At 57.4% G+C, this 25,218-nt stretch carries 24 protein-coding genes and 1 pseudogene; 11 read left to right on the top strand and 14 right to left on the bottom strand.

Features of this window, described 5'->3' with window-relative positions; all coding sequences use genetic code 11:
* Positions 1 to 15: 15 nt before the first annotated feature.
* From HDF16_RS26905 to HDF16_RS26880, 6 genes are all read left to right on the top strand, one after another.
* Complete coding sequence (locus HDF16_RS26905; protein WP_184223500.1) at positions 16 to 258, top strand: DUF1427 family protein; 243 nt, start codon at positions 16 to 18, stop codon at positions 256 to 258.
* Positions 259 to 496: 238 nt separating this feature from the next.
* Positions 497 to 1,318, top strand: coding sequence for an alpha/beta fold hydrolase (locus tag HDF16_RS26900; protein WP_184223498.1), 822 nt, complete (start codon positions 497 to 499; stop codon positions 1,316 to 1,318).
* A 37-nt stretch (positions 1,319 to 1,355) separates the two neighbouring features.
* On the top strand, positions 1,356 to 1,976 hold the full coding sequence (locus tag HDF16_RS26895) for a DUF417 family protein (RefSeq protein ID WP_246410259.1): 621 nt from the start codon (positions 1,356 to 1,358) through the stop codon (positions 1,974 to 1,976).
* A 112-nt stretch (positions 1,977 to 2,088) separates the two neighbouring features.
* Positions 2,089 to 3,030, top strand: a complete 942-nt coding sequence (locus HDF16_RS26890) for an MBL fold metallo-hydrolase (RefSeq protein ID WP_184223496.1) — start codon at positions 2,089 to 2,091, stop codon at positions 3,028 to 3,030.
* A gap of 36 nt (positions 3,031 to 3,066) precedes the next feature.
* Entirely contained in the window at positions 3,067 to 3,528 is a 462-nt protein-coding gene (locus HDF16_RS26885; RefSeq protein WP_221313248.1) for a DUF6130 family protein, read from the top strand.
* A 116-nt stretch (positions 3,529 to 3,644) separates the two neighbouring features.
* Positions 3,645 to 4,391: an SDR family NAD(P)-dependent oxidoreductase gene (locus HDF16_RS26880; protein WP_184223494.1), complete on the top strand. Its 747-nt coding sequence runs from the start codon at positions 3,645 to 3,647 to the stop codon at positions 4,389 to 4,391.
* A 28-nt stretch (positions 4,392 to 4,419) separates the two neighbouring features.
* Here HDF16_RS26880 and HDF16_RS26875 read toward each other — a convergent pair whose 3' ends face one another.
* From HDF16_RS26875 to HDF16_RS26860, 4 genes are all read right to left on the bottom strand, one after another.
* A complete protein-coding gene (locus tag HDF16_RS26875) occupies positions 4,420 to 4,800 on the bottom strand; it encodes a TQO small subunit DoxD (protein ID WP_184223492.1) in 381 nt (126 codons plus the stop codon).
* 139 nt (positions 4,801 to 4,939) lie between these two features.
* Positions 4,940 to 5,569 carry a response regulator gene (locus tag HDF16_RS26870; protein ID WP_184223490.1) on the bottom strand — a complete coding sequence of 210 codons (630 nt, stop codon included), beginning with the start codon at positions 5,567 to 5,569 and terminating at the stop codon, positions 4,940 to 4,942.
* Between the two features lie 9 nt (positions 5,570 to 5,578).
* Positions 5,579 to 6,958, bottom strand: a complete 1,380-nt coding sequence (locus HDF16_RS26865) for a sensor histidine kinase (RefSeq protein WP_184223488.1) — start codon at positions 6,956 to 6,958, stop codon at positions 5,579 to 5,581.
* Between the two features lie 40 nt (positions 6,959 to 6,998).
* Positions 6,999 to 8,351: an extracellular solute-binding protein gene (locus tag HDF16_RS26860; RefSeq protein ID WP_184223486.1), complete on the bottom strand. Its 1,353-nt coding sequence runs from the start codon at positions 8,349 to 8,351 to the stop codon at positions 6,999 to 7,001.
* 276 nt (positions 8,352 to 8,627) lie between these two features.
* On the opposite strand from HDF16_RS26860, the gene HDF16_RS26855 reads away from it, so the two are divergent.
* The 3 genes from HDF16_RS26855 to HDF16_RS26845 are packed head-to-tail and all read left to right on the top strand — an operon-like array spanning position 8,628 to position 13,523.
* Entirely contained in the window at positions 8,628 to 9,401 is a 774-nt protein-coding gene (locus HDF16_RS26855; protein ID WP_184223484.1) for a response regulator transcription factor, read from the top strand.
* A gap of 8 nt (positions 9,402 to 9,409) precedes the next feature.
* Positions 9,410 to 10,468 carry a hypothetical protein gene (locus HDF16_RS26850; protein WP_246410257.1) on the top strand — a complete coding sequence of 353 codons (1,059 nt, stop codon included), beginning with the start codon at positions 9,410 to 9,412 and terminating at the stop codon, positions 10,466 to 10,468.
* Positions 10,443 to 13,523: a sensor histidine kinase gene (locus HDF16_RS26845; RefSeq protein WP_184223482.1), complete on the top strand. Its 3,081-nt coding sequence runs from the start codon at positions 10,443 to 10,445 to the stop codon at positions 13,521 to 13,523. Before HDF16_RS26850 ends, HDF16_RS26845 begins: the two co-directional genes overlap by 26 nt.
* A 10-nt stretch (positions 13,524 to 13,533) precedes the next feature.
* Here the strand turns inward: HDF16_RS26845 and HDF16_RS26840 are convergent, their stop codons facing one another.
* From HDF16_RS26840 to HDF16_RS26830, 3 genes are all read right to left on the bottom strand, one after another.
* Positions 13,534 to 13,947, bottom strand: coding sequence for a cupin domain-containing protein (locus tag HDF16_RS26840; RefSeq protein ID WP_184223529.1), 414 nt, complete (start codon positions 13,945 to 13,947; stop codon positions 13,534 to 13,536).
* A 43-nt stretch (positions 13,948 to 13,990) separates the two neighbouring features.
* Positions 13,991 to 14,707 (bottom strand): response regulator transcription factor, encoded by a 717-nt coding sequence (locus HDF16_RS26835; RefSeq protein WP_184223480.1) that lies wholly within the window; start codon positions 14,705 to 14,707, stop codon positions 13,991 to 13,993.
* A 187-nt stretch (positions 14,708 to 14,894) separates the two neighbouring features.
* Positions 14,895 to 15,266, bottom strand: coding sequence for a hypothetical protein (locus HDF16_RS26830; RefSeq protein ID WP_184223478.1), 372 nt, complete (start codon positions 15,264 to 15,266; stop codon positions 14,895 to 14,897).
* Positions 15,267 to 15,401: 135 nt separating this feature from the next.
* Here HDF16_RS26830 and HDF16_RS26825 point away from each other — a divergent pair, with 135 nt between their 5' ends.
* Both HDF16_RS26825 and HDF16_RS26820 read left to right on the top strand, forming a co-directional pair.
* On the top strand, positions 15,402 to 16,022 hold the full coding sequence (locus tag HDF16_RS26825) for a response regulator (protein ID WP_184223476.1): 621 nt from the start codon (positions 15,402 to 15,404) through the stop codon (positions 16,020 to 16,022).
* Between the two features lie 265 nt (positions 16,023 to 16,287).
* A pseudogene (locus tag HDF16_RS26820) lies at positions 16,288 to 17,574 on the top strand (ISNCY family transposase); the annotation flags it as partial.
* Between the two features lie 312 nt (positions 17,575 to 17,886).
* On the opposite strand, the gene HDF16_RS26815 reads toward HDF16_RS26820, so the two are convergent.
* From HDF16_RS26815 to HDF16_RS26790, 7 genes are all read right to left on the bottom strand, one after another.
* Complete coding sequence (locus HDF16_RS26815; RefSeq protein ID WP_184223472.1) at positions 17,887 to 18,402, bottom strand: TetR/AcrR family transcriptional regulator; 516 nt, start codon at positions 18,400 to 18,402, stop codon at positions 17,887 to 17,889.
* A 90-nt stretch (positions 18,403 to 18,492) separates the two neighbouring features.
* Positions 18,493 to 19,029 (bottom strand): hypothetical protein, encoded by a 537-nt coding sequence (locus tag HDF16_RS26810; protein ID WP_184223470.1) that lies wholly within the window; start codon positions 19,027 to 19,029, stop codon positions 18,493 to 18,495.
* A 108-nt stretch (positions 19,030 to 19,137) separates the two neighbouring features.
* A complete protein-coding gene (locus tag HDF16_RS26805) occupies positions 19,138 to 20,298 on the bottom strand; it encodes an IS30 family transposase (protein ID WP_184223467.1) in 1,161 nt (386 codons plus the stop codon).
* A 1,426-nt stretch (positions 20,299 to 21,724) separates the two neighbouring features.
* On the bottom strand, positions 21,725 to 22,273 hold the full coding sequence (locus HDF16_RS26800; protein WP_184223466.1) for a hypothetical protein: 549 nt from the start codon (positions 22,271 to 22,273) through the stop codon (positions 21,725 to 21,727).
* Between the two features lie 839 nt (positions 22,274 to 23,112).
* Positions 23,113 to 23,595 carry a tyrosine-type recombinase/integrase gene (locus HDF16_RS30400; RefSeq protein ID WP_221313246.1) on the bottom strand — a complete coding sequence of 161 codons (483 nt, stop codon included), beginning with the start codon at positions 23,593 to 23,595 and terminating at the stop codon, positions 23,113 to 23,115.
* A complete protein-coding gene (locus tag HDF16_RS30395) occupies positions 23,546 to 24,070 on the bottom strand; it encodes a site-specific integrase (protein ID WP_221313244.1) in 525 nt (174 codons plus the stop codon). The genes HDF16_RS30400 and HDF16_RS30395 overlap by 50 nt, the downstream gene beginning before the upstream one ends.
* The gene (locus HDF16_RS26790; RefSeq protein ID WP_184223464.1) at positions 24,067 to 24,834 is read right to left on the bottom strand and encodes a class I SAM-dependent methyltransferase; all 768 of its coding nucleotides are present in this window, start codon (positions 24,832 to 24,834) and stop codon (positions 24,067 to 24,069) included. The genes HDF16_RS30395 and HDF16_RS26790 overlap by 4 nt, the downstream gene beginning before the upstream one ends.
* Positions 24,835 to 25,218 lie beyond the last annotated feature (384 nt).

Raw genomic sequence — 25,218 nt, 5'->3', positions numbered from 1 at the left:
ATTCGGAGACAGCGTATGAAATTCACGATTGGCCTTCTCGTCAGCTTCGCCGTTGGAGTGGGTTGCCGGTACTTCGATGTGCCGGTCGGCAGTCCATCCGCGATTCCGGGCGCTCTGATCGTGCTGGCGATGACGACAGGCTACTCGTGGACAAATCAAATCCTTAGGGCACGGAATCGAGTTGCGACCACAGCCCCTCTTTGCGGCGGCCCTACGGGGCGATCCGTCAAAAGCGAAAGAAAGGTAGATCAACAATGATCAACCTTGTCTTCATTCCCTTACTTGGGACGGCGGTAAAGCTGGCCTTTTTGTGGATGTTCGCGCCAAAGCCTCGGCGGTATTCAGGGGCATGGAAATGTTAAGTGAGAGTCTTCCACTCGAGAGAGGCATAGACATCCTGTGCCAAAGGCTTGTCTTCGCGCCTCAAGCTTTCAGCACGTTTTCTCAACCACAACCCGCGATCAGGAAGTTCGCGCACAAACAAGGAGGAACGAAGATGGATACGATCACGACGAAAGATGGAACGAAGATTTACTTCAAAGACTGGGGGACGGGCGAGCCGGTCGTCTTCTCGCATGGATGGCCGCTGAGCTCGGATGCGTGGGATGCACAGATGCTCTATCTGGGGCAGCAGGGATATCGCGTGATCGCCCACGATCGCCGCGGCCATGGGAGGTCCGGGCAGTCGTGGGGAGGCAACAACCTGGACACCTACGCTGATGATCTTGCCGAACTGATCGAAGCACTCGATCTGAGAAATATCTCGCTCGTCGGGCATTCCACGGGCGGCGGCGAGGTGACACGCTATGTGGGCCGCCATGGCAACAAGCGGCTCTCGAAGCTGGTGCTGATCGGAGCGATACCGCCGGTGATGCTGCAGTCCGAAAAGAACCCGGGCGGCCTGCCACTCTCCGTCTTCGACGGGCTTCGCGCCGGTGTCGTCGCGGACCGCTCGCAGTTCATGAAGGACCTCAGCCTGCCCTTCTACGGATACAACAAGCCCGACGCGAAGGTGTCGCAGGGCGTTCGCGACTCCTTCTGGCTGCAGGCAATGCAGGCTTCCGTTGTCGGAACTTGCGAGTGCATCAAGGCCTTCTCCGAGACCGACCTGACAGAGGACCTGAAGAAGATCGAGGTGCCGACGCTGATCCTGCATGGGGATCAGGACCAGATCGTACCGATCGCGGACTCCTCGCTGCTGAGTTCTAAGATCGTCAAGAACGCCACGTTGAAGGTATACCCTGGCGCTCCGCATGGCATGAGCGTCACCCATGCCGATGAGGTCAACGCCGACCTGCTGGCGTTCCTCCAGTCGTAAGACAAAACACAACCCTGAGACGTCTGAGGAGAGTGCCATGATTGACAGTTTGCAGTATGACAATCGCTCCATGCTTCGCAAATGGACGTGGGCAGCCTTGTCCACCGCTTCCAGGCTTGACCGCGTAGCCATGGCCATATTGCGCGTCGCTTTATTTATCGTGCTGGTATGGATCGGCGGCCTTAAGTTCGTGGACTACGAGGCTGACAGCATTGTTCCGCTCGTCGCGAATAGTCCCGTGATGAGCTTTCTTTATCACCAGCCCGCCGAGTATCGAACCCACATGAACAAGGAAGGGGAGCTGAATCTTCCGCATCGCGAATGGCATAGGGTTAACGGCACCTATACGTTCTCGCACGGGCTGGGAGCCGTCATTATCAGCATCGGTATTTTGATCGCTCTCTATCCGATATGGCCTGAGGTCTCGGCGTTGGGCAGCGGCCTGCTGATCCTGATGGCGTGTACTACGTTGTCGTTTCTGGTCACTACGCCTGAGGCCTGGGTGCCTCCCCTCGGCGACGCCAATCACGGATTCCCATATCTCTCGGGCGCAGGCCGGTTGATTGTCAAGGACGTCATCATGCTTGCAGCGGCAGCGGTTACGCTCTCTGATTCGGCCAAGACCGCATTGCGCCGCCAGAGTGCAAGCGACATGTGAGATGTCCTCGATGCTTCCTGGTCTCTTACCCTGGGAAGACGTGATTGTGATGCGCTGTAAGGGTACATAGCCTTAGCTTCAGAGTTCGGGCCATCTGGCGAGGACCAGTCCTATGCAAACGCGACGCAGATTCATTACTTCATCCCTCGGAACTACGGCCGCACTCGTATTCGCTGGCAATAATGAGGCATCCGCTCAGGAAGCGAACATAACCACGGCGCAGATGCGTGCCAGTGGCAGGCTGGCGAAGCTGACGATTGAGCCTCTCCGCAACAACGTATTGCTCGTTTCCGGGTCCGGGGGAAACGTTCTCGTACTCCCAGGACCTGATGGAATGCTTGTTATCGATAGTGGTCTTGCGACATCGAAGGTGCAGATGAAGAGGGCACTTCAGTCGATCTCTTCCGCTCCCCTGCGTTATCTCATTAATACGCACTGGCACTTCGACCATACGGACGGCAACGCGTGGATGCATGACGCTGGCGCGACCATCTTCGCCCACGAAAAGACGCTAGACCGGATGCGGCACACACAGTACATCCCGGAGTTCGAAGGTGTCTATTCGCCGAGCCCATGGGGTGCGTTGCCGACAGAGACGTTTGACCACACCAAGACGTTGCAGGCCAACGGGCAGGAGATCACGCTCACGCGTTACACCCCCGCCCATACGGACACGGATATATCCGTCTTTCTTCGCGATGCGGACGTGCTGCACGCCGGCGACAGCTTCTTCAGCCGGTACTACCCCTTCATCGACTACAACACTGGCGGCAACATCGACGGCATGATCGCAGCTTGTCGCGAGACGCTGGCCCTCATCGGTCCCTCCACGATCGTCGTGGGCGGTCATGGTCCTGCCGGTGGTCGCAGCGATGTCCTTGCGTTCGAACAGATGATGGTTGAGGTGCGCGGAAGAGTCGCATCGCTAAAGAGTTCCGGGGCCTCCGCGAAGGAGGCCGTTGCTAGCAAGCCATCGGCCTCATTCGATTCGAAGTGGGGCAAGGGGTTTGTCTCCCCGGATCTCTTTACTTGGCTGGTGTTCAGGGGAGTCTAGTTTGTTTCGAATCAGATCTCTTTTGAAAGGTGTGTCATGAATACTCAAGCTCAAATCGCACTTATGGCCGGTGCGGCACTCTGTACCTTCGCCCCCGGTAGTACCAACGCTCAGAGTGCGCGTGAGATCCGCGGCGCATCTCCTCTTGTAGCCGTTGAGAATGAAGCGCAGCCCAGATTGATCGTCGATCCGCCGATGCCCGAGCCGCTGGCTGCCGGACGAGTCTTCATCCAGTACAGGACGGAGAACCTGCGAGTGATACCGGTCTTTGGCAAAGGCGCGCTCTCGGTGTCGCCGCGCATTGGACATATTCACATTACGGTGGACGATGCGCCGTGGCACTTCGTCGATGCGAGCGGGGAGACGATCATCCTCGTCGGGCTTGCTCCTGGGCCGCATAAGGTGCTGGTCGAGCTCGCTGATCCTACTCATAAGGTCATTACAAGTGAGACGGTCCGGTTCACGATTCCTTCTCTCCCTACAAAGTCCGAGCGCTAATGAGAAGAGCCACGTATCGGGACAGGTACGTATCCGACAACGAACACGAATAGGCATGACAGTTCGCTTATGAGCGTCGTAAACCAGTCTGCATCAACATGAACAAGGAGAAGAACATGGGAAAGCTAGAGGGCAAGATCGCAGTCGTCACAGGTGGCAACAGTGGCATTGGTCTGGCAACCGCAAAACGGTTTGTCGCTGAAGGCGCGAAAGTCTACATTACCGGTCGGCGCGCGAACGATCTGGATCGAGCTGTACGTGAGATCGGGGAGAATGTCACAGCATTTCAGGGCGACGTCAGTGTGCTGGCCGATCTTGACCGACTCTACAAGCTAGTCAAGGATGAGGCTGGGCGCGTTGACATTGTCTTCGCGAATGCGGGCGGAGGAGAGTTCAGTCCGCTCGGTGATATCTCGGAAGAGCACTTCGATAAGACGTTTGCAGCCAATGTAAAGGGAGTTCTCTTTACGGTGCAGAAGGCCCTACCGCTCATGGGACAGGGCGGCTCCATCATCCTTACAGGTTCGACAACGTCGATCACTGGCACACCGGCCTTCAGCGTTTACAGCGCAACCAAGGCGGCGATCCGCAACTTCGTCCGTTCCTGGATTTTGGATCTCCGCGGCAGAAAGATTCGCGTGAACGTACTAAGTCCGGGTGCCACGAAGACTCCAGGCTTGCTCGGTCTAGCTCCAGCGGGTCAAGAGCAGGAGCTGCTTGACGGCTTCGCAAAAGATATCCCTCTCGGGAGAGTGGGAGATGCAGAAGAAATCGCGAGCGTCGCCGTGTTTCTCGCTTCAGACGACAGCTCATACATCACCGGAATTGAGCTGTTTGTCGATGGCGGATCTGCTCAAATTTAATTGAATTCTGTGTCATTCCGCCTTCAGGCTAGAAGTGGGGGTCATCGCGGCTCTTGGGGATGATGACCTCTCTTCGCCCGAAGAGCCGCGCATCAACCGAGAAGGCTCCGGGGCCGACGGAGGCGATGGCTGCAGCGATCACAAGTGCCAGAATTTCGGTGGAACGAGTTTCGAACAGGCCGGACCTCGGGAAAGGAAGCCAGTAAAACATCGAGCCAATCGTTCCCAACGCCCCTACCGCCATGGCGAAGCGCGTGAGAAACCCCAGGCACAGCAGAATCCCGACAACAATCGTGACGACGATGACCGCCAGCACCATAGGCCCGAGTGCCCGCTCCTGTTGGTAGAGCGTGATGCCCTGGACGACCAGAACACTCCCGCCCGCCCCTCGTAGGAGAAAAAGCCCCACCCCAGGCCATCCGTCAGGGTATGCAGAGAACATGAAGATAAGCGACCACCCACGCCTAGCAGAAGACTAAGCGCAGGTGGAGGAGAGCGAATCCCCCGGTATCGGGGTCTTCACCTACCACTATTCAGGTATCGGATCTTTATAGTTGGATCATGCCTCTGCGAAGCCCGATAGCGACGGCCTGTGTCCTGTCTGAGGCTCCGAGTTTTTCCATGATGTGCTTGACGTGTACCTTGACTGTCTCTTCGGTGATGAAGAGCTTCTCGGCGATGTCGCGGTTGCGGTTGCCGCCTGCCAGTTGATGGAGCACCTCCACCTCGCGTGCGGTAAGCACTTCATCGGCAAAGTGCTGAGCGAGTTGCTCGGCGATCTCCGGAAGGATTCGTTTCTTGCCTCGATGGACCTGCCGGATGATTTCTACCATCTCGCTGGGATTCATACTCTTGAGGAGGTACGCGCGAGCTCCGGCCTGGAGAGCGCGCGTGATCTCGACGTCGCCATCGAAGGTGGTGAGGATGATGACGAAGGCTCCCGGGAATTGAGAGCGGATCGCGATCATGGCGTCGATGCCGCTCATGTCCGGAAGTCGCAGATCCATCAGCGTCACGTTGGGTGCCGTCTCTGCGAATCGTTGAATCGCCTCGCGGCCGCTGGAGGCTTCGGCGACGAGCAGCATGTCGGGCTGACTCCGAATGACGGCGGCGATGCCTTCACGCATCAGCGGATGATCGTCCACGCAGAAGATACGAATTGGCTCGGGCAAGGGCATCGATCCTGCTCAACGGTGGTCTGGATTTACTGTTGTTGCTGCAAAGCGCCGGAAGACTCCGCCAAACCACGCTGATGCCGAAGAGGAGTGGGACTCGAAGGCGATCTCTCCAGGCACTCGAAGTTCGACCTCGGTGCCTGCTCCAGGGCGGCTGAGAACCTTGAGTTTACCTCCGATTCGATGGGCGCGCTCGCGCATGCCGGAGAGCCCCCAATGGCCGTCGCGGCCTGACGCCTGCACCTGCGTATCGATGCCGCAGCCGTCGTCCCAGACCAGCACGCGCAGGTGGCTGGACGAGTAATCGACATCGACCCTGATATGGTTTGCGCGGGAGTGGCGGAAGGCGTTGACGAGGGCTTCTCGACTGATCGCGTAGACCTCGTCACGGATGACCGGATGCAAGGACTGGGGGCGGCCTTCGACGATGACGCGGAAGTCGGTCGCGTCCTGAAAGTTCAGCTCTTGCGGAACCCTGGAGAGCGCTCCTCCGAGCTCATGGGCCTCTATGTCCGTCGCGCGGAAGCCTCGCACGGCGTTGCGTCCTTCGTCGATCACCTGCTTGTGGAGTTGCAGAATTCGGGCAAACGCTGGTCGCGAGGGAGAATCAGCAGGCAGGCAATCCACGGCGATATGGAGCTGCATCGAGGCGCTGATTACTCCTTGTAGCAGCGTGTCGTGGAGTTCGCGGGCGATCCGGGTGCGCTCCTCGATCCGCTCTTCGAGCCGCAGGAGAATGATCCGGCGCGTGATGGCCCAGCCCAGGAAGCCGGCGATGAATAGTGTCACGATGGCGGTCGCCGGAACGATGAAGAGGATCCTGCGCTGTACCCCGTTCATCCTGACGACGGCTTGCGTCAACTCCGCGCTGACCTCCTGGTCCATGCTCTTGATCAGGACGGAGGTTTGCGTCTCGAGCGGCTTCAACTCATTCGCCAGCCGCCTGCGAACCGCCTCCCAGTCGCCCGATGTAGCCAGAGCGGAGATCGCGTCGAGCTGCGACGGAAGCGTGATCTCGATCGCCTCCAGAGTGGGGAGGAAAGCCGGATCCACCTTGATCTCCGGTGGGAAGTGGGTGACGACGTCCCGGGTGCGCTGCGTCTCAATTAGGAGGCTTGAGCGCAGAGGTGCGACCTCGACGGTAAGACGACGTGCGTCCTGTGTCTTCGCGATCTCATCGAGCTGCTGATGAAACGACCGCAGAGTATCCTGCAACCGCAGAACGGAGATGACCTGCTGACTTACGGCGTTCAGGCTATCGGTCTGCTCGCGAGCGATGTGGAACTGCCACAGCAGCAGGCCGTTGCCGCCCACGATCAATGCGATCAGCACGGCGAACGTGAGCACAAGCCGAGGACCGATGATGAAGCGGTTGAGGTCTGGTGATTTCATTCGATCTCGCTGGAACGGCGCTACGCTACTCACGACTTTGCTATTCCGTTGCTCTCGGAGGCCCGGTCTTGAAACCTGTCTTCCTGGCTAGTTCCTTCTCCAGGTCGGCGGCCGCTTCGGGCGCGCCCTTCTCTCCGGTCAGCACCGAGTGTACGGCGGAGATGTAAGCCCGGCTGACGTCCTCGTACTTGTTGCCGACGACGCTCGATGGGCGATTCACAACCCCGCTCACGTTTCGATTCGACTTGCTGGATCCGGACGGCTCACTATCCACCGGAACCTGTGGGGTGCCGACGAAGGCGCGATCTTCTGCCTGGTTCGACTGGATCTGCGCCTGAATCAAGAACCGGACGAGCTTGATTGCATCTGGAACATGGGGCGAGTGTTGGGAGACTGCCAATCCTGAGCCTCCCAGTGTGCCTGCCGACCCCGCCACTCCTCCCGGCATGATGGCATAAGCGGTCTTCGTCTCGAACGGCGAGGGCCTGCCGTGGAACTGGCGATGTTGGCCGCCGCGCGTGATGGTCGTGCCTCCCCAAACGCGGTTGAAGGCCGCCTTTCCTGAGTCGAAGGCGTTAATGGAGTCGAGCTCGCGAAACGCGACGACGCTGGGCGGCGAGATGCGTCCGATCCATCGCCTCGCACGCTGCCAGGACCGGATCGCCGCGGGATTGTTGACGCTGATCGTACGGTCGTCCTCAATGATGCGACCGCCGCCTTCAGACGCCTGCCACTCCAGGGCATTGCAGGTCAACGCTTCCGAGTCTGCTCCCTGCCAGACGTATCCCCAGAAGTCTTTATTGCCTTTGGCCCGTTCGCCGCGCTGGATCTTTTCCGCCATTTGTTCAAGTTCGTCCCAAGTCGTGGGGGGGTGGGTGTATCCATATTCGCGAAGGAGATCGGCGCGATACTCGAGTGTCCCCACTTGGACCTGATAAGGGATCGCTACCAGCTTTTTATCGACCCGATAGCTTGGCACCAGCGATGGCGCGATCGAGCCGATCTCGGATGCAGATTGAGGCTGCAGGTCGACGAGATCTTTTTCAAGTACGCCGGACCAGATCATGTCGATGTTCACCACGTCGGGGCCTGTTCCATTGCCTTCCAGGAGCCTACGCGAGAGGTCGAGCTGATCGAGAGTGTTCTCCGGAACCGGAAGATTCTTTAGGCGGATGCCGGTCTCACGGGTGAATCGCTGCGATAGAGGCTCCGCAGTCGGCAGTTCATCGGGTTGCGACCAGCCCAGGCGGAAGTAATTTAGCGTGACAGGTTCCGGCGCGGACTGTCGGCACGCGCCTAGAAGCAGCGCGACGAGAAGAGACGCTGTTGCGCATGTCGAGCGAATGAGCGAAACGCCTGAACGTCGCGTATTGGCACTCGTTGGACCTTCCACCTGAAATCTCCATGTTTGTTGGACACATCCTGTATATCTTCAGCGGGGGGAAAGAGCAATTGCTGCCTGAGCAATCAAGACGATGGCTGCCCGCTATCTACCTCGAAAGAAGTATGCGCCACTAAGGCTAGAGTGGTAACGAAAAAACACTGCATCTCGTGACGCGCTCTCTTCGGGCTTGCCGCAGAGTAGCAAGCAACGTACCGGCAGCGGGTGGGTGGTACCTACAGAGCGTCCGCCCTCTATCCTCGAATCTTTCAGATTGGCGGTCCCACCATGCACCCCATTGCTCTCCCCTCGCGTTTGCAGCCCGTTGACAGGGCGGTTGTCGCAAAGTTCACTAGTTCCAAGGAAGTGTCGTCCCGAGGCGTTCAGGAGGTGGTCTACCTGATCGACGAGGCGGTCGGCTTTCGCGAGTCGTTGATGGCGCTTCTCCGTTCCCGTGGACTCGAAGCGGTTGGCTTTTCGTCCGCTGGCGAGTACTTCAAATATCCGAGGCGAGATGGCGCCGCTTGCCTTATTGTCGACTTCCACTTGCGGGACATGTGTAGCTTTGCTTTGCTTCGCAAATTGAAGGATCAGGGCGGTCCTCCGGTCATCTTCATCAGCGGCTCACCGGACGTTCCGAATACTGTCTCCGCCATGAGCGCGGGAGCGATGGAGTTCTTTGAGAAGCCGGTAGATCTCGACTCCTTACTGGTCGCGATTCGACTGGCATTTGAACAGCACCGGAAGATACGGCAGAAGAACGCAGAACTGGCGAGACTGAAGGGGCAGTTGTCGCTGCTCACTCCACGTGAGCGGGAAGTGCTTCCCCTTGTCGTTGGTGGTGTACTTAACCAGCGGGCGGCGGCGGTGCTGGGTATCAGCAAGGTGACGCTACAGATCCACCGCAGTCAGGTCATGCGTAAGATGGGCGCGGACTCCGTGGCGGACCTGGTTCGAATGGCGGTAAAGCTTCGCATTCCGCATCGATGCGCGGGCCAGATGGCTCAGGCCCGCGCGGAAGAAGAACAACAGCGCAGGGGATCGGGACTCGTCGCATTATGAGAAGGCTGTTGCATTCGATCTTTGGCGTGCTTCTGTCGTCGCTTCCAGTTGTGCTTCTCGGGTGTCACACCGCGCAACGGGATCTCAAGCCGGCTATCCAGATCACACGCGTGCCGACCGCGAGCCTGGGTGGGCCAAGGGTGATGGACTACATGGGAGGCAAGGTAACCGGCGCGAAGGCTGGAGACCAGGTAGTGCTCTATGCCCTCAGTGAGGTCTGGTGGATACAGCCATTCAAGAATGCTGGCCTTACCAACATTCAACCCGATTCCACCTGGAGGAATTCAACCCATCTGGGCACGGACTACGCGGCACTGTTGGTGGAGCCTGGATATCGGCCTGCGCTCAAGCTTGGCTCGATCCCGCCCCTTGGTAATGGCGTGCTGGCAACCTCGATCGTAAAGGGCAGCGGCCCCGCGATCGTGCAGAAAACGATCCATTTCAGCGGGTACGACTGGATCGCGCAGGGCGCGGACAACGACACGGCCGGCGAGACACAGTCTTACGATCCCAACAACGCCTGGGTGGACGAGAAGGGATACCTGCATCTGCGTATGAACGAGCGAGACGGACATTGGTACTGCGCCGAGATTCACACGACGCGAAGCCTGGGCTATGGCACCTATCAATTTGTAGTGCAGGACACCGGGCACCTCGACCCTTCCGGCACCTTCCGGATCTTCGCCTATGACCTCCTGCTTGCTAACGAGCGCCGCAACGATGAGTTGGACATCGAGCTAAGCCGCTGGGACGACCTTAAAGGAAAGAATGCGCGTTATGTCCTTCAGCCGTACTATGTTCCGAAGCATGTCGCAAAGTTTGAAGCGCCTGCGGGAGAGCTGACTCACACGTTTCGCTGGGAGCCTGGGGAGGTCTCGTTCAGGACGCTGCAAGGTACTGTGAATACTCTGGGGCCGAAGATCGTCAGCGAAAAGGTCTTCACGGAAGATGTTCCCACTCCGGCGAACCACAAGATCTACATCGATTTACTGGACTTCCTGCATTCGCGGCATACGGCCAAGCTCCCGACCGAGGTGGTGATTGAAAAGTTCGATTACCAGCCGTGATCGTCATAGCTCTCGTGAAAACTCGTGGAGGTGGCTTCACGTCCTGCTGATCGTGTTCTTCACAGCAGGCAATGCTCACGCCCTGGACGAAAGCAAGACCATGACGCAATACGTCCACGATCGGTGGGCCGCCGACCGTGGATTTCTTGGCGGCCATGTCTATGCGATCGGCGAATCGAACGATGGCTACCTCTGGCTTGGAACCGAGCGTGGACTACTTCGTTACGATGGGGCCAGCCTGGTGTTAATTCAACGGCCCATTGCAAACTCCGGCTCTCTCGGCCCGGTTCGCGATCTGGTCTCGGACGCCGAAGGAAGTCTTTGGATCAGGGCCGATGGCCCTCGACTACTGCGCTATCGAGATGGAAGATTCGAGGACATGGCGAGCCGCCTCTCTCTCAAAGCGCTCACGCTCTCCGCCATGGCAGCCGAACATGGCGGTGGGGTTCTATTCTCCGCGACGGTAGGGGGTATCTTCCTCTACCGCGATGGCAAGGTGGAGAGTCTTTTGCGTGCTGAGAAGGTGCCGGGTGCCGTGATCTCTCTGGCTTCCACTCTCGATGGCGCGATCTGGATCGCTACTGAGGAGGGCGGCCTGTATCGCACGAACGGGGGAATCGTTTCCGATGTCTCCAAAGTAGTGGCTGGCAGAAAAATTACCGAGCTGTTGCCGTCGAATAATGGCTGGTTGTGGGCGGTTACCGAGAGTGGCATTCTTCAGCTCGAGTCTGACGGAGCCCTGAAGAATGATTTTTCCGTCCAGACCGCAGGATTGCGAGCCCTGGCACTCACGGTAGATCAACAAGGCAATACCTGGATAGGGACGAACCGAGGTCTTCTCAGGGTCTCTCCCTCCAGGGCAGTATCTTCCGAGTTCGTCGACCGGCAGCAGGAGAACGCCGTCACGGCCGTTTACTTGGATCACGAAGGGGTTCTTTGGTACGGAGGTTCGCGCGGCATGGAACGATTGCGCGATGGGATCTTCACGACTTACACCAGTGCCGAGGGGCTTCCGCCAACAGGCACGGGGCCTGTCTACGTCGATGGCGATGGCCGCACCTGGTTTGCCCCGCTTACGGGAGGTCTGTACTGGATGAAGCAGGGCCACGTTGTCCGGGTGACAGCAGGAGGGTTGGGGGAGGATGTCGTCAACTCCATTACCGGCTGCAATGGGGAGATCTGGGTTGGGCGGCAGAGCGGCGGGCTTACGGCTCTAAAGATGAACGGAACGGCTTACGCTACTCGCAGCCTGACATCGCGAGATGGATTGGCTGAGGGCAGTATCTTTTCGGTGCACTGCAACCGCGATGGAACGATCTGGGCGGGCACAGTCAACCAAGGCGTCAGCAAAGTAAAGGGCTCGCAAATCAGGAATTTCTCGACCGCTGACGGACTGTCGTCCAACCAGGTGAACTCGATCGTCGAAGGGCAGGATGGAACGATGTGGTTCGCTACGACGCGCGGCCTCGATTCTTTGGTGGAAGGCCATTGGATGTCCTGGACCGCACGAGACGGACTGCCTTCCTCGGAGGTAGATACCCTCTTCGAGGATTCGAGAAAGACGCTTTGGATTGCGACCTCTGAAGGTCTAGCCTACATCTCCTCCGAAAGTCTTCACCGGCCCCCGGTCGTGCCCGAGGCGCTTCGCGAACAGATCCTCGGTATCACGGAAGACAGTCACGGATCGCTGTGGTTCGCAACCCCGGACCACGTCGTCCAAGTAAATCGCGATGGGTTGGCCTCCGGTTCCATTGGAAGATCGGACTCGCAACTCTACGACGCGACTGACGGGCTTCTGGGAATCAGTGAAGTGCGCCGCGACCGTGCGATTGCCCCCGACTCCTCCGGCCACATATGGCTTGCGCTAAGCTCCGGACTGGCGGTGGCGGACCCGGAGTCGTTTCTCTCTCGCTTCACTCCCGTCGGTGTTCGGATCTCAGAGATGTCGGTGAACGGCATCCAGGAAGACATGCACGCGCTGCGGAGCCTAACTCCTGGGCCTCGCAGTATTACTCTCAAATATGATGCCGCCGACATATCCGCTCCGCAAGGGTTGGAGTTTCGCTATAAGCTCGACGGCTACGACCAGGGGTGGAGCGATATCGTCACCTCGCGGCAGGTCATCTATCGAAATCTTGGCCCCGGCAGCTATCGTTTCCATGTCACGGCCTCGAGTGGCCAGGGCCTGTGGAATGGCACCGAGGATAGTTATCTATTCACGGTTGAGGCTGCTTTCTGGCAGACCTGGTGGTTCCGGATAGCGTGCTTTGCGGCCATCGTATTGGGGTCGCTGTTGCTCTATCGCCTGCATATGAACCGCTTGACGCGTCAGCTCAACCTCAGCTTTCAGGAGCGACTTGCCGAACGGACGCGCATCGCCCGGGAACTGCACGACACGCTGTTGCAAAGCTTCCAGGGCTTGATGCTTCGCTTCTATGCGGTGGACCGGATGCTGCCCGCCCGTCCGCTTGATGCAAAGGCGGCTCTTGGCGGCGCTCTTGACCGGGCAGATGAGGCACTGGTTGAGAGCCGCAACGCGATCCGAAGCCTTCGCTCTTCCACCCAGGAGACGCGTGACCTTGCGCAGGCCCTCAACCAGATCATGGCCGATCTGAACGAAGAATGCCGCCATGAGGACGCAAGCACTGTGGCATGGTCCCTGATTGTCGAAGGGGAACCGAGAGAGATTTCCAGTCTGATCAGCGAAGAGATCTGCCGCATCGGACGTGAGGCCCTGAGGAACTCGCTACTTCACGCCCAGCCTCATCGGATCGAAACAGAGATCAGCTATAGCGACTCTCATCTTCGTCTTCGATTTCGTGACGACGGAATCGGTATAGATGCGCACATTCTCAAGAGCGGCGGTCGGCCCGGGCACTGGGGCATTCCAGGGATGCAGGAGCGTGCACGGCAGATGCAGGCGCAGCTGAAAGTCTGGAGCAAAAAGGCCGCAGGAACCGAGATTGAGGTGACGCTGCCGGCAAGGTTGGTCTATGAACAATCGCCAGTTCGTGACCGGTTTCACTTCATTCGGAACGGAAGCTCCAAACTATAGGAGGCGCTTGCTACCTCTGCTGGATGAAGCTCTCGGGAGTTCCATCTTCGGGGTTCACAAAGATGATGTCTGTGGGGTCGCGTCTCGGGGTATCAACCGAAAAGAAGACGACTGGCCCTTCGAGAATCTCAGGCAGAGCATGGACAGTTCCGCGTCTGAAGAAGAGCAGATCGCCCGACGCGAACTCGGTCTGGTTGGCGGGGTCCTGCATCCAGAAGGTGCCACGACCAGAGAGGACGTAGAGGTATTCGTCCGAGCCTGCGTGATAGTGAGGCGGCGTCCCGCGATAGACGCGGAAGACCCGGGCGCTTGCGGCCTCTTCGTTCGTAAGATAGGTGTCGAGCAGCAGCGTCTCTGCACTCTCTGGAAACGCTTGCGCAACTTCGTTCAGGTTGAATCGACCAAAGGCCTGGCTGGGATTCATCGGCTTCTCCATCTAGAAATTAGATCAGAAGCCTTGGGACGCACTAATTTTCGCGCCAGTGCGGGACTCGGAGCTTCAGCGCCATCCTGACGAGGTCTGCCAAGGACTCTGCCGCCATCTTCTTCATGACCTGGCTGCGATGAATTTGTAGCGTGACCTCGGAGATATCCAGGAGCGAAGCAGATTGCTTGTTGAGCAGTCCACCGACGACGAGCGGGAGGACTTCGCGTTCTCGGGGAGTTAGCAGCGACAGGCGTCGTTGAAGTCTCTCCAACTCTGCCTTCTTCGGCCGCGTCCGGTAGTCCTGATCGAAGGCCGTCCTGATCGCGGCCTGCAAAGCTCGAGCATCGACCGGCCGGGTGAGGAAGTCGATCGCACCGCACTTCATAGCGGAGACGGTCGTTCGTGTATCGCTGGGTTCGCTCACGAAGATGACGGGAGGATGTAAGCCCGTCAGCAGCCGACGTTGAACCTCCAGACCCGAGTTGCCGCAGAGCTGCATGTCGAGGATCAGGCAAGCCGCTGCATCGTTGCGCGGCATGGAAAGATACTCCTCTTCCGAGAAGGCGCTGACTACTTCTATCCCGAGGTCTTCCAAAGCCTCTGCCGTCTCGCGGTGGACTTGCTCCTCTTCGCTGACCAGATAGACCGTCTCTTCCGCCTGTTTGCTGAGCGTGAATATGTCCTCTACGAGGCGGCTGGCGATCTGGACGCGATAGGGGATTGGGGAGGTTGAAGGTTCAACATACGCAGTTTGCATGACGATCACCTTGAGGTTCGAGGATCCTTGCCGTTGTCCTGAGTCTCTGACAACCTACTCCCAATGGACAGCCCCATCCGGGCCGATCTCCTGCACCCATTTCGATTGCTTTGCGGATACCACCATTGGAAATGGTGATGACTGTAGCGGCGCGATATTCCAGCTCAACCGGAGATAAGATCGATGCTTATTCGCGCGAAGACACAGTCAGCACGCGCCGTCCGAAGAGCCGGGCGTCGAAGGAATAGGCTCCGGGACCTAACAAGGCAAGAACCACGCATGTGAGGATCGCGCAGCTGAGATGGAACGCATCGCTGTTCGGGCTTAGAACAAGCACGCCGGCCAAAATCAGAAGACCTAATGATGCAACGTATGGGGTTAGCAATCCCGCGCACAAGAGTGCCGCCGGAAGTACAAAGACTGCGCCGATCCAGAATGAAGTGATAAGGGCCCAGTGCGCGCTTCCATCCACAAGGACCAGGATGGCTACCAGCACACGCAGGAGAAGCAGCGCGGTGCCCGCCGTCCCTGAAGGAAAGATGGAAAACAGTCTTTGCACAGCGGGAATGCTAGCTATCAGATCGCCCCGGGGCAACCTCGAAAGTAGTACATTGGCCCCCTTCTTTCGAAGGGAATTGATTTCGCGGGCTAGGGTATTCTCTTCGTATCTCAGCGCAAGGAGCAGCGCGCTTCAATGAATCCTATAAAGGTCCTGGCGGTCGACGACCATCAACTCCTTCGCGAGGGCATTGCCTCGGTCCTTGAGGGCGAGCCGGACATGGTCCTCGTCGCCGAGGCTTCGAGCGGCATGGATGCGATCGAACAGTATCGTGTGCATCGGCCGGATGTGACGCTCATGGACTTACAGATGCCCGGCATGAACGGCATCGAGGCCATCTTAGCGATACGTAGCGAGTATCCCGCCTCGCGCTTCATCATCCTGACGACATACCAGGGTGATGTGCAGGCATTGCGGGCGCTGAAGGCAGGTGCTTCCGGATATCTCTTGAAGAGTATGCTGCGGAAGGATCTGCTGGATACGATCCGGGCGGTTCACGGGGGACGAAGGTACATTCCCCCGGAGATTGCGGCGGATCTTGCCGACCATGTGACCGACGATGCCTTGACCGAGAGGGAGATCGAGGTCCTGAAAAGCGTAGCGAGAGGAAACTCGAACAAGATCATCGCAGATGGTCTGAACGTCTCAGAAGCGACAATCAAAGGCCATATGAAGAACATTCTCTCCAAGCTCGACGCAAGCGACCGAACTCACGCGGTAATTATCGCGATGAAAAGGGGTTATATCGATGGCTAGTAGCTTTCGGTCTCGAAAAGTTGGTGCAATGTTTACCTGTTCGCTAGGGACAATCCAAAAGTCCATGGACCCTGAACAAATGAGCGATCCTTTGACTCTTATCAATCAGCAGTGCATTAGGTAAACTGTTGATTGCAAGAGACTTACGTCCGATAACGCTATTTGTGTATAGTGAATCTATTAGCGCCGGATAGAAATGTCCTACCCTCGCCCGATAGAAATGTCCCAAGTACTCTCCTAGGTCTGGCCTGGGAGACGGATGTTTATGGGATGGGTGCTGATGAGCGAACGGGACGTACGGCGCATCGAGGTTTTGACGGAAGTGCTTTCTGGCCGGCGGAGGATAGCTTCGGCCGCGGTCGTGCTGGCGATCACCGCGCGGCAGGTCAACCGGCTGCTGATCCGGTTTCGGGAGGACGGTGGCGGCGGGCTGATCCATAAGGGTCGAGGCCAGTCTTCGAACCACAGCGTGAGCGCTGGCGTTCGGGAGTATGTGCTCGAACTGGTTAGATCGAAGTACGCTGACTTCGGGCCGACGTTGGCGACCGAAGTTCTGCTCGCGAAGCATGACCTTCAGGTTGGCCGCGAGACTTTGCGATCATGGATGTTAGAGGAAGGTCTCTGGCAGTCACGCAAGCAACGCAGAAGCTTCCACCAGCCCCGTCTGCGACGCGAGAGCTATGGCGAGTTGATCCAGATCGACGGCAGTGACCACAGGTGGTTCGAGCAGCGTGGGGAGCCATGCACGTTGCTGGTCTTCATCGACGATGCCACGAGCAAGCTGATGCAACTGCGCTTCGTGCCCAGCGAGAGCACAGACTCGTACTTCGCCGCGCTCAAGGGATACGTGAACGATCATGGCTGCCCTGTTGCGTTTTACTCCGACAAGCACACTGTCTTCCGCGTCAACAAGCCGGATGCGAAGGGCGGCTCAGGGATGACGCAGTTCGGGCGCGCCCTGGCAGAGCTCAACATCGAAATCCTCTGTGCGAACACAAGCCAGGCCAAGGGTCGCGTGGAACGCGCGAACCGTACGCTGCAGGATCGTCTTGTGAAGGAACTTCGGCTTGAGAACGTCTGCGACATGGACGCTGGCAACGCCTTCCTGCCCGAGTTCATGAAGCACTATAACGAGAGGTTTTCGTTGTCCGCTGTGAAGGTTGAGGATCTGCATCGCAAGCTGAATGTGCAGGCTCCTCGCCTGGCTGACATCCTGTGCCATCGTGAACAGCGCCACGTCGGTCAGCAGCTCAGTCTGGCCTACGATCGCAGGCAGATCATCCTGGAGCGCAGTGATATAGCGGATGGCCTAGCAGGTCAGTATGTCGAGATTTATGACTTCGCAGATCGGCCGCTTGAAGTGCGATGGAAGGGTCAACTACTTCCCTACCGCATCTTCAGCAAAGACCAACGTGTCAGTCACACAGCGATCGTCGAGAACAAGAGGTTGCGGCATGCACTCGCTACGGTGAAGGCGCAGCAGGACACGAAGCACCTGCCTCAGATCCTGACCAACAGTGCCAAGAACGGCTATAAGAAGAACCCACGTCGGGTCTATGGGCCGGATTACGTCCCAAAGTCCGACGGCGCCCCCGCGGTGGAAATGACGGCCTGATGGAAAGCGAGGAAAACATAAAGCCGTTTCCCTCTCTTCCCACAGTCCTTGGAAATCGCAAGTGCAGCGATTTCACACATTCCCACCGCACCGACTACTACGAGTTATTCAAAGGTCCTATACTGACATTCTCTCAGCAACCCAAACAGCTGATCCTCCGCCGACGCAGCAGACCGGCCTCTGCCACCCGATAGCTCTACTTCTCAGGTGCGATCAGGTTTTCACAAGTACCCCCTCAGCATGGGTAGCTCAGGTAGTAGACTTCATCGCGTTTCGTGCGCTCTTAAAGCTCTTGAGCACTGCCTCAGCAGGCGCGACAATGGGAACCTCTTTCGATGTTCCATAGAGCATTCTCGTGGTGAGGCCACCATCGACGACGCTCAGTAAGGCCGCAGCCACCGTTCTCTTGTCGAAGGCAAATGTCTTCAGCAAATTCATGAGATAGGCACGAAACTTGTCTTCGTGTTCGACCGCTATGCGATGAAAAGGGTGGTTGAAATCCGGGTACTCGGATGCGATCCGTAGGAACGGGCATCCGATGATATCGACTCGATTCACAACGCGTTCGATCCTGGCTAACGCCTCATGAATGTCTGCGGCCGGCGCAGGACTATCGAGATACTCAAAAAATGATCGGTCGCGATATTCAAGATATGCGATCATGAGGTCATCTTTGCTTGGAAAGTGCCGGTAGAAGGTCGCCTTTGCGACCCTGAGTGTCCACGAAAGTGCCTGCGCCGTAGGCAAAGCGGCGCAGGAACCCATCGACCGGTTGAGACCGCCACGACTTTTGGGAGTAACCGAACAGAGCAGTGCTCCGTTCAGTAATTCGTTCGCTAGATGAGCACTCCGTCGTCACCAGTACGGGTACACGTATTTGTTCATAAGTTGGTCAATCTCTTTTTTGTGCGCCCGGACAAGAGCGATGTTCGCTTGGTTCACGTGCGCCTTAGTCACCGTATCTTCTCGGGCAGAGAGATATGCATAGAAGGCGACGGTGTACGTGCGCGGTGTGAAGCCATACTTACCCAGGACAGCAACGATCTGGGGACGCTTAGCGAGCCCAGCGGTTTGCTGGTCGAGCGACTGCTCGGCTTTGCTGTCGTCGGCGTTATCTTTCCGATCATCGGCATCGGGCTTCAACAGAAACAACTCTTGGGCAGCCTGCAGCATGCGTGTAATGGTGCCCATGGTGAGTGTGCACGCTTGAATCTCGGCTTCATCCTTCGACGCCTGCACATTCGGCGAGGGTCTTTGTTCTGGGGACGGGGTCAATGCGGGTATGAGAGCGAAGGTCGCGGCGGCGATTCGGGGTTGAACGGATTGGCAGTGTGCAGCAGGAATTAACAAAACCAAAGAAGACATGGTCGAGGCGTAGATTCGTTTGAGCACGAGAGATTTTCTCACCTCATATTTAGACTCACGAAAAACGGCATTTGCGGAAGTTTCGGCTCCCCAAAATCGTCCGGACCTGCGAAGTTTCCGCAAACACCGGCGGTCTCAACTGGTCGATGCAACACTGGCGTGAAGTCTACTCGCTGGAGTTTCAAAGTCCAAGGTCTTTCGTGGGCGCTGATTGAGCTGCTTCGCTACTTTGTCGAGATCTGCCTGAGAGTAGCCAGAGAGGTCTGTCTTCCTTGGGAAGTACTGTCTTAGAAGTCCGTTGGTGTTCTCGTTTGTACCGCGCTGCCATGGGCTCTGCGGATCGCAGAAGTAGACGTCTACCTTCGTCGCGACGGTGAAGGTCTTATGCTTCGCCATCTCAAGCCCGCGATCCCACGTCAACGAGCGCCTAAGAGATGCGGGTAGTCTACGAACCTGCCGAGTCAGCGCCTCGACGACGGCGGCTGTTTCCTTGCTGGGAACCTTCACCAGGATGGTGAAGCGCGAGTGCCGTTCCACCAGAGTCGCGATGTGACTGTTGCCGGAGCCGCTGAGCAGGTCTCCCTCCCAGTGACCAGGGATGGCGCGATCTTCGATCTCTGCAGGCCGTTCACTGATGGAGATGGCATCGACGATCTGACCTCGGGACTGTCCGGCAGCCTTAGCATGGATCGAGCGGCGAATCTGCCGCCTGGATCGCAGATGCTGTACCAACTCTTTCTTCAGCGCTCCTCGCGCCTGGATGAACAAGCTGCGATAGATAGTCTCGTGTGACACGCGCATGCTCTCGTTGCGGTGATATCGTCTCTTCAACCAGCCGGAGATCTGTTCGGGCGACCAGTTCTCCATCAGTTTACTGGCCACGATCAAGCGCAGCCGCCTGTGCCTGGCAAGCCAGTATAGTTTAGGCCGCAGAGCTGACTTCCAGGCGCGGTCGTCAGCTTCGCTGGCTCGATACACCGTCCTGCCGCCGTGACGTGTCACCTCCCGGCTTACCGTCGACGCAGCTCGTCGTAGTCCTCTGGCGATCTCGCGGACCGACGAGCCGGAGACGATGCCTCGGGAGATCTCTTCCCGCTCAGCCAGCGTAAGAGCTCGGTCCGAGCGTCGACGGATCGCCGGAGCGATCCCACCGTATTTCGATAGTAGGAACTGAATCGAACCATGATCCTTGTCGAAGGCACGACCAATCTCATGCAACGACTCCCCCAACTTCCAACGCCGCCAGATATCAGCCTTCTGCTCAACAGATAGACCATGCCGTCTGCCTTGTCTCATCAACACCACCTCCAAATCAGATAGTGTTGCATCGACCAGTTGAGACCGCCGGTGATTGCGGAAAGTTCGACCCGTCCGGGGGCTGGGACTGCGTTCTTTCCCAAAACACCGACTTCGCGGAAAGAACTGGAAGACGGCTTGGTGTGAAGGATTGATCCTGGGCCAAACTCAAGACTATGAAGACTCTCCGTTACATAGAGCTTAAGAGCGGTCATTCGGATAACGGTCCGGCTTGGATCGGCTACGGTAGTACATCAAAAACTGGCCGAACCGTGTACTTCGACGGGCGAGGTTTGATGAAGTTGAAGGGCCAGCGACGCGGTGAGTCGGGGGGCAATTACACAGATATGGAGACCGGCGAGTCCTTTTAGGTCTCTGGCATAAAGAAGAACGGTCAAGATCGCCACTGGGCTGGATAGGGTAAGGTCTTGGTGGAGGCAGCTGCATTGTCTGAATACTTGCGGACAATCGAAGCTATGGCGTTAGACAGGACGCGGTTTTAGGTTACCGATTCAATCCGTCAGACCGATATCACCAGACTCTCGAAGTTGGCGAATGCAGCTGGAAAGGGATGGGGTGAGAATCCAACCCCTTACTCCTTCATCCGAAACGTGACCGTTTCCGCGCCTAAAGAGTAGGACTGCCAGCGATCCAGGCACGAGCGTGAGATTGCTATGATGGCCTCCCGCAAAACGGCATTTGCGGAAGTTTCGGCCTCGCCAAATCCTCCGGACCGGCGAAGTTTCCGCAAACACCGACTTTGCGGGCGTTTGGCTCTTCTAAGCCGCCTATTAGTATTTGAGGATGGGATCAAAGCCGCAAGAGGGCCGGGAACAGCTCAGGAACAAGCTGATAAACCTCGTCGGCCTTTCACTGCTTTTCGCCACCGGGTGCCGGTACACACCCACTTCCAAAATGGAATCTATCGATTCTTCAACGATCAACCAGGATGGGAGCTCTCGCGTCACGGTCCTTCGCGAAAGCACCAACGCGGCCCTGACAAGCCCATGGATCTTCGTTTATCTCACCAAGGGATCGGCAGCTTTCAACAAAAAGCCAGGAGATCGAATCGTAACGGATCAAATAGCTTTCGAGATCTCTGGTGCTTGGCCTGTGAGGGCCACTTGGCTCGATAACACCCGTTTGCAAATCTTGTGCGATGGGTGTGGTGCTCCGTTGACATGGGCCAGCAAGAAGAGAGATCGAGTGGGTAACGTAGAAGTGACGTATGCAGAGTTCCCCCCCGTGCCCCATGAACTGCAAGAAAATTATCAAGACAATCCTGGCGGAAACCTCAGGGCTGAGCAGTTTTACTACACACTTCCCGATACCCCGATCTCTGATTCGACCACGGTGCGCATAGAGCCTCTGCCTCGCCGATGCGGTAGCCGACAGAATTTGAAAGACTCTTGTCAAGAGGGCGAGTTCAGTTCAGGTAAGGAGATGAGAAAGGTGCGTCGATCATCTCATCGACACTTGCGTAGGCCAGCATGATCCGATTCTGTGAATGTCGAATTGCCTGCCGTATCTCTGATTGCATAGTCCGAGGGACGAACGGAGGGTAAATCTTGCTCCGTTTGTATTCAAGGAGCATTTTCTGTTGAGCGGGCGTTACGGTGCGTGACATGTTGAGCAGGACATTGAAATAAATCGCCCATACGGAAGGCATGTCTGTCTGAAGTTGATCAGAAGCTAGATTCAGAGCGAGCTGGTCTAATACGTGCTCACGCGTCGGGCCGTCGGGAAGCAGATCGAATGCATCCAGAAGTATTTTGTTCGAACGATAGCGGCTGCATGTGCGGCAGGAGGAAATATCGTCTCCAATTTTCATGCTGAGCGCAAGCAGTTGATCGCCGAAGAAATTCATACGCTCTGGGCCGGATTCGGCGTGCAGCGGCTGCGAACCGCCTGAATCCTGTCCGGTCGACAGACGATAGAGTTGACCCAATATTGAATCAGCGTCGCTACTAGGCATGGGCGTCTTGGGGGCGCTGCCCTCGAATACGACCTGATCTGCAATTGGCTTTGAGAGAGGTATGACGGACTTTTGGCTGCCCGCTACCGCACTATATAGCTCTTGAAGTTGAGCCGCCGCCGCACCGGGGCGGGTTAAGCTGTCGGAACTTCCGACTGGAAAGAAGAAAGCCTAACTCACGGTCCGTTGCAATGATTCGCGTCAGTGCCTCTTCATAGGCCGTAAGCAGAAAGTCCGCGTCTCGCTGCGTCATTTGCGCTCTACTCAGAACCAGAGCCGTCCCGGGAAGTCTTCGGAGTGTGGCTACAGGCAAGGGACTCGGCAACACTTCTGCCATGGACCGAGAGATCTGGAGCACTTTGGGTGACTCTCCGGAACGCGTTCAAGACTCTTGAGACGCCTTAAAAAAGGCTTCAGACCCAAGGTTTTGCTTCCCAGTCCACGATGCCAGGGCACTTAGGGCTTCAATTAACTGATTTTGGAGCTTAAAAGCGACCCCGTCCGGATTGCGAAACGTCTCTCGCCGGGCAGCTTCTGCGTGATAGGGAAGTGCTCGCAATGTTGAGGATAGCCTTTGAACACGCGGGTCCTTCTTCGACGGGACAGCTTCACCAGTCTCCAAATAGAGAGCTAGGGCAAGGATCGTTTCATCCCTTGTCCAATCGGGGTTGCCATGTCCATGCGTGCGAGCCACTAAGATCTCCTCTTTGATCGTCAGATACTGGCTGGGTTTTGGAGCAACCAGATCTGAAGCTCGGCTGGTTGTATATCGCTGAACAATCCTATGTGACGGCCATAGCACTGGACCTTATGTGCCCCCAGAGCTCATTAGCGACATCTCAAATTCCCATTCGCTCTATTTCATCTAACGAAACCTCATCGCTCCTTCGGTCGTAAACCCCCGTCGTTCGAGCCGATTCGTGGGCTGCCATTTGCTGAGCGATCTCCAACCTGCCGCCATTCTTGAGGTAAGCCGTGATGCCCGTCGCCCGGAACGTGTGGCAACCGATCTCGGTCTTGATTCCGGTCGCCAGCGCCCGTCGACGGATCATGCGCCATACGTCGGACTGTAGCAGGGGATTGGTGGTCAGCTCTCCTGAGCGGCCCCTGGTCGTGCGAAACATCGGCTCTTTGCGGTCCTCGCCGATGCCGGCAGCCGCGATGTATTCCTCCAGATAGCGGTCCAGATTATGGTGGGTCGGCATCTCGTGTTCCTTGCCCCCCTTCTCATGGAGGCGGACCCAACCGCGGCGTCCCTGCACAAAGAAGTCCTCAACACGCATCGAGATGGCCGCGCCTACGCGGGCGAAGGTGTAGACCATCAGGCCGATCAGGGCGTGGGCGCGCAGACCGGGCAGGGAAGTGGTGCTCGATCGCGTCGATCAGGGTGCGGGCTTCGTCCGCCTGCAGCACCGGCGTCTTGCCGCGCCGTTGCGAGTGCTTTGGCCCACGGACTGCGTGGGCTGGGTTCATGGGGATAGCCTGGCCCACGACCATCCAGTCGAAGAGCATCCGCAACGCCGCCAGCCGGAGTTTCACCGTGGGTTCGGATTGAGTCTTGAGCTGCGTCTCGACGAAGGCGGCAACGTGGACCGGTTCGACCTGGGCGAGATCCACGATGCGATGCTCGGCACAAAACTCTGAGAACTGCCGTACCGCTTCGCGGTAGGCACGTCGGGTGTTGGGATTGCGGATGTGCGAGCTGAAGAAATCACGCATCCGGGTGCGAGCTTCTGGCCGCACTGTGAATATCGAGGGCAGGGAAGTCAGCGGAGCAAGAACTAATGGAGAGTTCAAGACGGCTCCTTCCTTGCGACAACTATCGGCTGGTAAAACGAAGTCGCTTGAGGTTCCAACCATTCGACTCCGGTAAACCCGGCTCTCTCCAACGAAGCCGAGATCTCAGCTCGCAAGAGCGCACGGTACCGGGAGATGTAGTGTTTGTAAACCCAACCTACTGCCGTTTCAAAGGAGATGTAGAGATGTAGGTCATACTCCGTTCCATCCCAATCCCACACTTGGTGAACGATCCGGCGCTGCCCAGCGGCTCCAAAGAAGGCGGGCGGTTGCATGGCCGGACGGGTTTGGATCAGTTGGTCATAGTCCCGGACGGTTGCGGCGAGAGTACCGCCGCGCCTCAGCTTGCTCCCCATCTGCTCGAATGCTCGACTCAGGTCTACTTCGGACAGCAGGTGGGGCAATGCATTATCTGCAGCCAATACAACATCGAATCCTTCCGCCGGGACCGAATTCAACTCACGCATATCCGCCACATGGAACTGCACCTCGACTCCTAGCCGTCTCGCCTCTCGCTGGGCGCGTGCAACGGAGGCGCGGCTGAGATCAGAGGCGACAACCGTATGACCTCTCTGGGCAAGCCCGAGGGCCTGCGTTCCTATTCCGCAGGAGCAATCCAATAGTCTGAGAGCCGAAAGACCGGTGTACCTCTCTAGGAGCGGCCCAAGAATTCCTGCCTGTCTTTCAATGCTCCGGCTCCAGTCCTCGAAGATGAGGTGGTAATGTTCCGCGAGATCATCATAAAAGCCTTGAGTCGTCGTCATATTCCGATCATCTTTCCGCGCATGATAATGCGCATTATCATGCGTGAAAAAGCATTGAAGCTCTGGCTCAGATGCGCTAGCGGCGATGTTGCCGAAAACAACGACTTTCAAGCAGTCTGATCCGCTGTGCTTGATCAGGTTTTCTTTATCGAAAGAATCGTCCGACCGAGCAATCAGTCCGTGAGACCCGAAAATCCTTTGGCCTTGGCGGTTGAGTAACGAAGCCATGAAGTGACCCTCACTCTTCTGGCGTGTTTCGAACTGCCTGAGACGGTGACGCTACGCAAAGGGCTTACTTCTAGCCATAAACCTTGTCCAGAGAGGCAAGCGAGCTGTTCGCCGCGTCGGTGGATGTCGCTCCGAGCAACGTGTTCACGATGTTGG

The organism is Granulicella aggregans, assembly GCF_014203275.1.
Lineage (GTDB): Bacteria > Acidobacteriota > Terriglobia > Terriglobales > Acidobacteriaceae > Edaphobacter.
Note: the sequence above shows the minus strand (reverse complement) of the source record. Positions and strands in the feature narration are given on the sequence as shown.

Excerpts from the sequence above, each read along its gene's own strand:
- HDF16_RS26840 (WP_184223529.1), bottom strand. The coding sequence starts at position 13,947 with ATGAATCCCAGCCAGGCCTTTGGTCGATTCAACCTGAACGAAGTTGCG.
- HDF16_RS26800 (WP_184223466.1), bottom strand. The coding sequence starts at position 22,273 with ATGCCTAGTAGCGACGCTGATTCAATATTGGGTCAACTCTATCGTCTG.
- HDF16_RS30400 (WP_221313246.1), bottom strand. The coding sequence starts at position 23,595 with ATGGTCTACACCTTCGCCCGCGTAGGCGCGGCCATCTCGATGCGTGTT.
- HDF16_RS26865 (WP_184223488.1), bottom strand. The coding sequence starts at position 6,958 with ATGAAATCACCAGACCTCAACCGCTTCATCATCGGTCCTCGGCTTGTG.
- HDF16_RS26790 (WP_184223464.1), bottom strand. The coding sequence starts at position 24,834 with ATGACGACGACTCAAGGCTTTTATGATGATCTCGCGGAACATTACCAC.
- HDF16_RS26825 (WP_184223476.1), top strand. The coding sequence starts at position 15,402 with ATGAATCCTATAAAGGTCCTGGCGGTCGACGACCATCAACTCCTTCGC.
- HDF16_RS26900 (WP_184223498.1), top strand. The coding sequence starts at position 497 with ATGGATACGATCACGACGAAAGATGGAACGAAGATTTACTTCAAAGAC.
- HDF16_RS26805 (WP_184223467.1), bottom strand. The coding sequence starts at position 20,298 with ATGAGACAAGGCAGACGGCATGGTCTATCTGTTGAGCAGAAGGCTGAT.
- HDF16_RS26905 (WP_184223500.1), top strand. The coding sequence starts at position 16 with ATGAAATTCACGATTGGCCTTCTCGTCAGCTTCGCCGTTGGAGTGGGT.
- HDF16_RS26815 (WP_184223472.1), bottom strand. The coding sequence starts at position 18,402 with ATGGGTTCCTGCGCCGCTTTGCCTACGGCGCAGGCACTTTCGTGGACA.
- HDF16_RS26870 (WP_184223490.1), bottom strand. The coding sequence starts at position 5,569 with ATGCCCTTGCCCGAGCCAATTCGTATCTTCTGCGTGGACGATCATCCG.
- HDF16_RS26885 (WP_221313248.1), top strand. The coding sequence starts at position 3,067 with ATGAATACTCAAGCTCAAATCGCACTTATGGCCGGTGCGGCACTCTGT.
- HDF16_RS26835 (WP_184223480.1), bottom strand. The coding sequence starts at position 14,707 with ATGCAAACTGCGTATGTTGAACCTTCAACCTCCCCAATCCCCTATCGC.
- HDF16_RS26895 (WP_246410259.1), top strand. The coding sequence starts at position 1,356 with ATGATTGACAGTTTGCAGTATGACAATCGCTCCATGCTTCGCAAATGG.
- HDF16_RS26855 (WP_184223484.1), top strand. The coding sequence starts at position 8,628 with ATGCACCCCATTGCTCTCCCCTCGCGTTTGCAGCCCGTTGACAGGGCG.
- HDF16_RS26890 (WP_184223496.1), top strand. The coding sequence starts at position 2,089 with ATGCAAACGCGACGCAGATTCATTACTTCATCCCTCGGAACTACGGCC.
- HDF16_RS26880 (WP_184223494.1), top strand. The coding sequence starts at position 3,645 with ATGGGAAAGCTAGAGGGCAAGATCGCAGTCGTCACAGGTGGCAACAGT.